General features: G+C 62.9%; 9 protein-coding genes and 4 pseudogenes. 1 reads left to right on the top strand and 12 read right to left on the bottom strand.

The window, feature by feature from the left end; all coding sequences use genetic code 11:
- The 7 genes and pseudogenes from GOB85_RS17835 to GOB85_RS17805 all read right to left on the bottom strand — a co-directional run.
- On the bottom strand, positions 1 to 558 hold a 558-nt coding region (locus GOB85_RS17835; RefSeq protein WP_194298831.1), incomplete at its 3' end, for a tyrosine-type recombinase/integrase.
- A 280-nt stretch (positions 559 to 838) separates the two neighbouring features.
- A complete protein-coding gene (gene scpB / locus GOB85_RS17830; RefSeq protein WP_173578733.1) occupies positions 839 to 1363 on the bottom strand; it encodes an SMC-Scp complex subunit ScpB in 525 nt (174 codons plus the stop codon).
- A complete protein-coding gene (locus GOB85_RS17825) occupies positions 1356 to 1835 on the bottom strand; it encodes a hypothetical protein (protein ID WP_173578734.1) in 480 nt (159 codons plus the stop codon). Before GOB85_RS17825 ends, scpB begins: the two co-directional genes overlap by 8 nt.
- 201 nt (positions 1836 to 2036) lie before the next feature.
- Positions 2037 to 2534, bottom strand: a pseudogene (locus GOB85_RS17820) (DHA2 family efflux MFS transporter permease subunit); the annotation flags it as partial.
- Positions 2535 to 2666: 132 nt separating this feature from the next.
- Positions 2667 to 2789 carry a hypothetical protein gene (locus tag GOB85_RS19630; RefSeq protein WP_277875958.1) on the bottom strand — a complete coding sequence of 41 codons (123 nt, stop codon included), beginning with the start codon at positions 2787 to 2789 and terminating at the stop codon, positions 2667 to 2669.
- An 88-nt stretch (positions 2790 to 2877) separates the two neighbouring features.
- On the bottom strand, positions 2878 to 3450 hold the full coding sequence (locus GOB85_RS17810; protein ID WP_173578735.1) for a TetR/AcrR family transcriptional regulator: 573 nt from the start codon (positions 3448 to 3450) through the stop codon (positions 2878 to 2880).
- A 53-nt stretch (positions 3451 to 3503) separates the two neighbouring features.
- Positions 3504 to 4136 carry an FMN-binding negative transcriptional regulator gene (locus tag GOB85_RS17805; RefSeq protein WP_173578736.1) on the bottom strand — a complete coding sequence of 211 codons (633 nt, stop codon included), beginning with the start codon at positions 4134 to 4136 and terminating at the stop codon, positions 3504 to 3506.
- Positions 4137 to 4207: 71 nt separating this feature from the next.
- On the opposite strand from GOB85_RS17805, the gene GOB85_RS17800 reads away from it, so the two are divergent.
- Positions 4208 to 5281: an aminotransferase-like domain-containing protein gene (locus GOB85_RS17800; protein ID WP_173578737.1), complete on the top strand. Its 1074-nt coding sequence runs from the start codon at positions 4208 to 4210 to the stop codon at positions 5279 to 5281.
- On the opposite strand, the gene GOB85_RS17795 is transcribed toward GOB85_RS17800, so the two are convergent.
- The 5 genes and pseudogenes from GOB85_RS17795 to GOB85_RS17775 form a co-directional block, all read right to left on the bottom strand.
- A complete protein-coding gene (locus GOB85_RS17795; protein ID WP_173578738.1) occupies positions 5176 to 6231 on the bottom strand; it encodes an ArsO family NAD(P)H-dependent flavin-containing monooxygenase in 1056 nt (351 codons plus the stop codon). The two genes, GOB85_RS17800 and GOB85_RS17795, sit on opposite strands and share 106 nt — an antisense overlap.
- Positions 6232 to 6239: 8 nt before the next feature.
- Positions 6240 to 6938, bottom strand: a complete 699-nt coding sequence (arsH, locus tag GOB85_RS17790) for an arsenical resistance protein ArsH (RefSeq protein ID WP_025440028.1) — start codon at positions 6936 to 6938, stop codon at positions 6240 to 6242.
- Between the two features lie 23 nt (positions 6939 to 6961).
- A pseudogene (locus GOB85_RS17785) lies at positions 6962 to 8089 on the bottom strand (arsenic transporter); the annotation flags it as partial.
- A gap of 41 nt (positions 8090 to 8130) precedes the next feature.
- A pseudogene (locus GOB85_RS17780) lies at positions 8131 to 8463 on the bottom strand (integrase core domain-containing protein); the annotation flags it as partial.
- Between the two features lie 13 nt (positions 8464 to 8476).
- Positions 8477 to 8572 (bottom strand): annotated as a pseudogene (locus tag GOB85_RS17775) (IS5/IS1182 family transposase); the annotation flags it as partial.

The following is an 8572-nucleotide window of genomic DNA, read 5'->3' as shown; positions in this document are numbered from 1 at the left end:
CGGGATCGCCACCTCCTCGCCCTGCTGCTCCTGGTCGGTCTTGCTGCGGGCGATGGTCAGGATCAGACCTGTCGCGGTGACCCGGACCGTCCCGCCGGTCAGGGCCACCAGTTCCGAGCGCCGCAACGCCGCAGCGAAACCGATCAGCAGCAGCGCCCGGTCGCGCAGGTCGGTCAGGGTTTTCTCCGGCGCGACCAGTTTCCGGATTTCCTTCGAGGTCAGCGCCGCCGCCTGTTTCTGCGGCCGGCCATACAGCCGCCCGATCGCCCGCAGCGTGGCGCGGATCGCCGCATGCCCGCCGCTCCACTCGAGATTGTTCATCCGGTGCGCATAGCCGATGGCCGCCAGACGGCGGTTCAGCGACGCACGGCTGTAGCGCGGCGCCAGTTCGTGCAACCAGGCCGCCACGACCGGCGGGGCGGCCGGAAGCGAAACAGTGCCGTGCCCGTGGCACCAGCGGCAGAAATCCTGCCAGTCATGGGCGTAGGCCCGCAGCGTCTCCGGCGCATGCGCGGCTGTCCGCGCGGTTTCCTTCGCGGCCTCGATCGCCTGCTGCAATGAACCCGGGGACGGCCCACACGCCACCCCGGCGTCAGACGCCCTGTCAGCGGGCGCCGGTGCGGGAAGATCGTCTCCGCTCTCGCTCACAGAACCGCACGACGTTCAGGCAGCTGTCCCGGGTGCACTCCACCTCTCCTCACCTTGTTTACCTGCAGGAGTCTGCCCTTCTGCCCCGATTAAGGCAAGCCTGTTCTGAGGCGTGGTAAGAGGGCATTACCACGCCTCAGAAACCCGGCTCCTGATTAAAGGAAACGGCGGAAAACCGCCCGGCCCCGCCTCAGAGCGGCCCTCTGAGCCCCTCCAGCAGCGGATCCAGATCAGTCAGCGACCGCACGCCATACAGAGCCAGAAACCGCTCCGTGGTCACCCACAGCAGCGGCTGGCCCGGCACCGGCTTGCGGCCGGGGCTGCGGATCAGGCCCTGCGCCTGCAGCGTCGCCAGCGTCTGCTGCGGCAGCGGCGCATCCCGGAAGCTTTCAATCTCCGGCCGGGTCACCGGCTGGCGGGCGGCAATCAGCAGCAGCGCCTCCAGCACTGCCCGCGGCAGCCGTTGCGGCCGCTCCCGGGTCGCGGCCCGCAGCGCCTCGCCGAGATCGGCGGCGGTGCGGAACATCCAGCCGTCTGCGGCCGGCACCAGCTCAAAGCCCAGCCCCGCCGTCCGCGCCGCCACCCGGGCCATGATGACCCCCACATCCACGTCCTGGCCCAGCGCCCGGGCCAGAGCGGTCTGCGACACCGGATTGCTGCTGCGGAACAGCAGGGCTTCCGCCAGGCGGACCAGCGGAAGAGACGGATCATCCATCGGTCAGGGTGCCGGCGCGGGCCTGTGCGGCCTCGATCCCGAGGATTCCGGGACGATACGGCCCCTCGAACAGATCGCCCAGCGCGGACCGGGATTTCCAGGTCAGGCGGCGCTGGGCTGCGTGCCAGGCCCGGTCATGCTGCAGGTGGCAGCGCTGACACAGGGCGCGCAGATTGCGCCACCGGTTGTTGCGCGGGTCGTGGTCGAGATGCGCCGCCGCCAGCACCACCCGGGTCTCGTGCAGGCCGATCAGCCCGATCAGGTCGGGACAGCGTGTCACCCGGCCCCGGGCATCGCGCCACACCCCCTGCCCGGCGTCGAACCACAGGCCCGGGGCGACCGTCCGGACCCGCTCACCGTGCGGGCGGCCGCACCGCTGGCAGCGTCCCTGCGCCCGTTCAAAGCGCACAGACCGGCTGATCTGCGGCCAGTCAGCCGGATAGAGCGGCTTCAGTTCAGGGCGGATCGGCACGGCCTGTTATTCCCGATATAATCACCTTTTGTTCTCATAGCATAGTGTGGACAGAAATGCAGAGAAATGCCGGAGCGACAGGCAGCTATCGCCTCATGTCGGACAATCCGAAGCACAAACAAATGCTCCCAAAGCGGACGACGTTGGCCAAGCTTGTCTGGGTGACTTTTATTTTCTCAGGTGAGCATCCATGCCGACGGTTCAGGACAGTCCGATCTGGTGTTTCTTTTCCGAAGGCTTGATGAAGCGCGTGGTGAGCAACAAAGCGCCATGACATAACGCGAGCAACCCAAATGTTTCGGCATAAGCGTCTGATGCGACATGAGACGGACCGACTATCGCAAGCCGCCACCCGAGGAATGTGGCGCACGCTGTAATCAACATCGGCCCTCCGATCCTTTGCATGATGTTCAGCGCAGTCGTTGCCATCGGGATATCCGCGCGTGCGATCGAAGCGTATCCCGCACTCATCGCCGGAATGCCGACGGCACCCGCGCCGCCGCCACGCAACAACAATGCTATGGTCAGCAGGACGACGTTCAGACCGCTATAAGCAAGCACCACCAAAATCACTGTTCCGACCAACGACAAAAGAGCCCCGCAACCGGTCAGATTGCGCGCGTCAAACCGGTCACTCAGACGGCCAATGAGCGGATAGACGCACATCATCCCCAGACCCAGTGGCGCCATGAAAGATCCGATCGCCGCGACGCTCAAGATTTTCCAGGTGCCTGGAGGTAGTCGATCCGAGCCTTGGGTAGGCGACGATGTTCCGACGTTCATGAACGATCTCGCCGGGAATCGCGAGACGCGCAGACGTCCGCCATGCGCTCACGCATCCAGCGCGATCGCCTCGCTGGTCGTTACGCGGCCGAGGCGGGGGACAATGGCAGCGCCGATCCCGCGCGATCCGCCGGTAACAAAAGCAACTTTTCCGGTCAGTGAAAGGCTCATTGTTGAAAACTCCTGGTCGATCTGCTGGCTGTTCGTTTATGGTTCTGGAACGAGCAGTCAAATAAAGAGCAAAAAAGGGAGCTTTCGCCTAGCCAAGACAGCGCAGGGCCATCTGTACGGTGGCGCGCAGGTCGTCGTGTGTTGCGCCCCCGCGTGCCATGACTTTCAGCCCGATGAACGTTGCATTGATGAACCGTGCGGCATCCTTCGGGTCGATCTCCGGCGGGATTTCGCCAAGATCCTTGCCGCGCTGGATCGTTGCGGCAAAAATGTTCTGCAGGCTCGCGGCCGATGATTTGCCAATGGCGGCCACTTCCCGGTCACGTCGGCCAAATTCACATATTGAGCCTACGCCAAGACACATGGTGTCATCCTGAATGCGGGTCGCGAACCCCAGCAGGGCGGCTTCAATTCTGGCCAGAGGAGAACCGGCCGACTGGAGTGCTGCCGCGAGCTGTCCGACACTGTCGAAGCAGTAGTGCTGCAGCGCTTCAAGATACAGCGCATGCTTATCCCCGAAAGTGTCGTACAGGCTCTGACGGCCGATCCCCATGCTTTTGACGAGTAATGCGGTCGACGTTCCTTCGTACCCGTAGGTCGCGAAAGTCTTCATTGCTGCGGCCAGGGCCGCATCCCGGTCAAATGCCTTGGGTCTTGCCATGTCCTGACATATCGGCGTTCTGGAATGATATGTCAAGAACAGGAAGCGCTGTCTTACTCGCCATCCAGCGGAATCATGCCGGCAACTGCACGATCCAGCGGATCGCTGCTTTCCGCCAGCCCATGGGCGACGCCCGCCCGATCCTCGGCCGAGCGGTTCTGGCTCATCTTGCGCTTGCCCACCAGCCGGGTGATCGGCAGGCGCAGCCCGACGATGCCCTTGAGCTGTCCCTGAATGAAGGAATCCGGCGCATCCGTGACATGCCACGGCGTTTTCTGGTGCGCTTCGTGCCGGTCTGTCAGGCGTGTGACGACATCGAGCAGGCGGCTCGTATCGCTGAAGAACTCTACCGGACCGAATGCCTGCACGGCTTCGTAATCCCAGGTCGGGACGACCTTGTGGTTGACCTGCTTTGAGGGATACCAGCCAGCGCTGACATAGGCGTCCGCGCCCATGAAGATCGCCAGTGCCTCGCCGAGCACGGGTTCCTGCCATTGCGGGTTGGGCCTCGCGAGATGCCCGTAAAGCACCCCGAATTCGCCCTCATCCGGGTCCAGAAACATCGGCAGCGGTGTTGCGATCGGCCCCGTGGCCGTCGCGGTGACAAACTGCGCCAGACGGACGTTGCGGATGATCGCACGCATCGTATCGGGGTCGTCTTCTCGAAAAGCGGATGGAACGTACATGGATTACTCCTTGGCTTTTCGGAAAAGTAGCGCGAGACTGGACTATTCTTAACGTCCAGTTCCGGTAAATAATGACAGTCCAGTCCGACGATGCCGATCCGAAGCCATCCCGCACAAGGCGGCTGGGCGGGCGTCGGATCTACGAGGCGCTGAAGGCGCAGATCGGGGAGGGGCTGTATCAGCCTGGTGCGGCCATGCCCTCCACCCGCGCGCTGGCGTCCGAACTCGGTGTTGCGCGTACGACCGTGACATCGGCCTACGAACAGCTTCTGGCCGAAGGCTTCCTTGAAAGCCGTCAGGGTGCGCCCACGCGGGTTGCGCCGCTTCTGCCGATCCCGGCCGAAGATGCGGGGAGCGTGCGTCCCCGGTCCCGGTCCCGGCATCGGCTGTCCGCCTATGGCGAACGGATGAAAATGCTGGCGGACTGGGCCACCCCTGCGGCAGTCGGTCGGGAGCCGGTCATCGACTTCCGCTATGGCGACCTGTCCACGGCGGATTTCCCGACCCTGTTGTGGAAGCGCGCGCTCTCGGCCGCCGCATCGCATCGGCCAGACCGGCTGACTTATGGCCGTCCGGAAGGCTCGCTAAGGCTGCGCACGGCGCTGCAGGGCTATCTGTGGCGTGCGCGCGGCATCCGCTGCGACGCGGAACAAATCATCATCGTCAGCGGCTCGCAACAGGGTCTTGATCTGTGCGCGCGCATCCTGCTTGATCCTGCGGACAGGTTTGTCGTGGAAAATCCCTGCTACCACCTGGCCCGGCAGGCATTCGCGGCGACCGGGGCGGTGCCGGTTGCCGTTTCCGCCCGCGAAGACGGCCTTGATACGGGCCTTCTGGCCCACACGAACGCACGTCTGGCCTATGTGACGCCTTCCCACCAGTTTCCCCTTGGCGGCGTCATGCCGGTGGCCCGACGTCAGCAGTTGCTCGCATGGGCCAGCGCGACCGGAGCCTATGTGGTGGAAGACGATTATGACGGCGAGTGTCGCCTCTTCTCGGCCGTGTTCAGACTTGCTCAAAGTTTCGATAAGCAGACCTTCTATATCGGCGACGCAAGCCAGGCCGCCAGTTGCCGGACCATGGATCTGGCGACACGGCCGGCGCCCAGCAGCGTGGCGGATGCGGGCCCACACCAGGAGCCATAACCCAGCAGCCAGAGACGTGGCTCCCTGACGGCCTGCTGCCCGTTAACACGGATCAAGCCGTCCGGCTCGATCACGTCGAGTGATGCAAATACACCGAGCGCGGGTCGGAAGCCGGTACACCAGATGATCCTATCGATGGCTTCTTCCCGCCCGTCGGGCCAGACGACGCCCGTCGCCGTCACACGTCCAAACGGGCGCACCGCGTGGAGCACGCCTCGCTCCCTGGCGGCGCGCACAGGTGGGACCATGACGATATCGCCAAAGCCGCTGGTGGGCATGGCCGACGGGCCGCCGAGAACGCGAGCGGTCGCCCGCTCGAACAGGACCCGTCCGTCCACGTCATCGGGCAGAAAGATGGGATCATGCAGCGTGACCCATGTTGCCTGAGCGACAAGCGACAGCTCCGCCATAATCTGTGCCCCGGAGTTGCCCCCACCCACCACCAGTACACGTCGGCCGGCAAAGGGCGCGGCATTCCGGTAATGGCTGGAATGGAGTTGCGTCCCGCCGAAGAGGTCACGCCCCGCGACATCGGGAACAAAGGGGGCTGACCACGTACCGGTCGCCCCGATAACCGCACGGCCAAGAAAATCACCCGCGCTGGTTCTGACAGTCAGAAGTTTTCCGTTCGCGCGCTCCACACACTCGACCATGACCGGACGGCGGATCGGCGGCGCATAGCGCGCCTCGTAGCGGTGCAGATAGTCCAACACCTCGTCACGGGTCGGATAGCCGCCATCCGGCGTGTCTGGCATCGGCCAGCCGGGCAGCGAACTGTAGGACGCGGGTGAAAACAGATGCAGGGAGTCCCAGCCATGCACCCATGCACCACCCGCCTGCGTCCCGTTATCAAGAATGACGTAACGCAGTCCGGTCCGTCGTAGAAAATACGACGCGGCGAGGGCCGCCTGACCGCCTCCCACGATCACAACATCGAACTGTTCCGCCATTGCCCGGCTCACAGACTTTCCGGGAGACGGAATTCCGCCTTGCGTTCGCTGTAGCGATCAACGAGGTAGTCGGCCCGGTCGCGCAGCAGCCATGTGAACTTCATCAGCTCCTCCATGACATCTACCATCCGGTCATAGAGGGGGGATGGCTTCATCCGGTCATCGTCACCGAACTGGGTATAGGCCATCGGCACGCTGGACTGATTGGGGACGGTGAACATCCGCATCCACCGGCCCAGCACCCGTAGGGCATTGACGGAATTGAAGCTCTGCGATCCGCCCGAAACCTGCATGACCGCCAGCGTGCGGCCCTGCGTCGGGCGGATCGAGCCTTCCGTCAGGGGCAACCAGTCGATCTGGTTCTTGAACACGGCAGTGATGTTGCCGTGCCGTTCGGGGCTGCACCAGACCTGGCCTTCAGACCAGATCGAGAGTTCCCGCAGTTCCCGCACCTTCGAATGACTTGCGGGCACGGAATCCGCTACCGGCAGGCCGGTCGGGTCGAACACCCGTGTCTCGGCCCCCAGCACCTTCAGGATGCGTTCTGCCTCAAGCACCAGCAACCGGCTGAAGGATCGGGGGCGTAAAGAGCCATAGAGCAGAAGGATACGCGGCGGATGGTCCACACGCGGTTGCGGTTCCAGCCGCGCGAGATCGACCTGTTCAAGATATTCGGGGTGAAGGGCCGGCAAGTCAGGTTCAGTCATTGTGATATCGGTCCATTCATGCATTACGGCTGGCTGATTAGAGGCAGCCACAGGGCCAGCGCCAGGAGTGTGACCAGCAGGACGGGAGGTGTGATCACCAGACCCACCTTCATATATTGCCCCCACGTGACCCGATGGTTCCTGGACGCCAGCACATGCAGCCAGAGCAGTGTCGCGAGACTGCCGATCGGCGTGAATTTCGGCCCGAGGTCGCAGCCGATGATGTTGGCATAGACCATCAGGTCGCGTGTCAGCGGCGTGATGTCGTGCGCCTGCTGGATCGCCAGTGCCCCGACCAGCACACTCGGCATATTGTTCATGATGGACGACAGAACAGCCGCCAGAAAGCCGGCGCCGATGGTGGCGATGAACGGCCCCTGATGGCCAAGCCAGACCAGTGCGGCCGCAAGGTAGTCGGTCAGCCCGGCATTGCGCAGGCCATACACCACCAGATACATGCCCAGCGAGAAGATCACGATCTGCCATGGTGCGCCCATCAGCACCTTGCGAACAGGGATCACCCGGCCATATCCGGCGACGAGCAACAGGGTTCCGGCGGCCAGACAGGCTACAACACAGACCGGGATATGAAACGGCGCTGTCAGGAAATAGGCCGCCAGAACGAGGACCAGCAGCGGAAATGCCGCCCGAAATACATGGTGGTCACGAATTGCCGCAGCGGGTGCTGGCAGTTCGGCGACGGGATAGGTCGCAGGCACCTGCCGCCAGTACCACAGCCAAAGCACAGCCAGCGTCGCGCCCAGCGCCACCAGATCGACAGGGACCATGATCGCGGCATAGCGATCAAACGCAATGCCAAAGAAATTGGCGCTGACGATGTTCACCAGGTTGGAAATGACAAGCGGCAGGCTGGTGGTATCCGCGACGAACCCAGTGGCGATAATAAAGGCCAGCGCCGCGCCATGGCTCAGGCGCAGTTGCGTCAGGATAGCGATGACAATGGGCGTCAGCAGCAGCGCCGCGCCGTCATTGGCGAAAACCGCTGCAATGGCCGCTCCCAGCACCACGATCAGCGGGAATAGCGTCCGGCCTCGCCCTTTGCCCCAGCGTACGACGTGCAGGGCGGCCCAATGGAAGAACCCAGCCTCATCCAGCAACAGCGAGATGACGATCAGCGCGATAAAGGTGAAGTGAATTGCCCCGGGTTTTGTGGAGACGTTTTTTATCTGATTTAAGCGGCTAATGCATGTGATTTCTGTTGTGCATAAAAGCGTGCCTCAGCTTCTGCTGGCGGGATGTTTCCAATGGAGGACAGGAGCCGCCGATTATTGAACCAGTCGACCCATTTAAGTGTTGCCAGTTCAACAGTTTCCCTGTTTTTCCATGGCCCCTGCCGATAGATGAGTTCGGTTTTGTAGAGCCCGTTAATGGTCTCTGCCAAGGCGTTATCATAGGAATCCCCAACACTGCCGACAGAAGCAACGAGCCCCGCTTCAGCCAGTCTTTGCGTGTAGCGAATGGACACATATTGACAGCCGCGGTCGGAATGGTGGGTCACTTTTCCCTCAGAGCCTGAATCAGAAAGCGGTTTGATTGATTTTTCGCAGAACTCTGCGGATATGGGCAATCATCAACCATGCGCAGGATGACGAGATTGTTGTCTCGACATCCTT

This window comes from Acetobacter fallax (genome assembly GCF_011516735.1).
Classification (GTDB): domain Bacteria; phylum Pseudomonadota; class Alphaproteobacteria; order Acetobacterales; family Acetobacteraceae; genus Acetobacter; species Acetobacter fallax.
This window is presented reverse-complemented; position numbering and strand designations above follow the sequence as displayed.

Bases quoted from the DNA above. Each gene is read 5' to 3' on its own strand.
- scpB (WP_173578733.1), bottom strand. From the start codon at position 1,363: ATGGATGATCCGTCTCTTCCGCTGGTCCGCCTGGCGGAAGCCCTGCTG.
- GOB85_RS17805 (WP_173578736.1), bottom strand. From the start codon at position 4,136: ATGTACGTTCCATCCGCTTTTCGAGAAGACGACCCCGATACGATGCGT.
- GOB85_RS17795 (WP_173578738.1), bottom strand. From the start codon at position 6,231: ATGGCGGAACAGTTCGATGTTGTGATCGTGGGAGGCGGTCAGGCGGCC.
- GOB85_RS17810 (WP_173578735.1), bottom strand. From the start codon at position 3,450: ATGGCAAGACCCAAGGCATTTGACCGGGATGCGGCCCTGGCCGCAGCA.
- arsH (WP_025440028.1), bottom strand. From the start codon at position 6,938: ATGACTGAACCTGACTTGCCGGCCCTTCACCCCGAATATCTTGAACAG.
- GOB85_RS17800 (WP_173578737.1), top strand. From the start codon at position 4,208: ATGACAGTCCAGTCCGACGATGCCGATCCGAAGCCATCCCGCACAAGG.
- GOB85_RS19630 (WP_277875958.1), bottom strand. From the start codon at position 2,789: ATGAGCCTTTCACTGACCGGAAAAGTTGCTTTTGTTACCGGCGGATCG.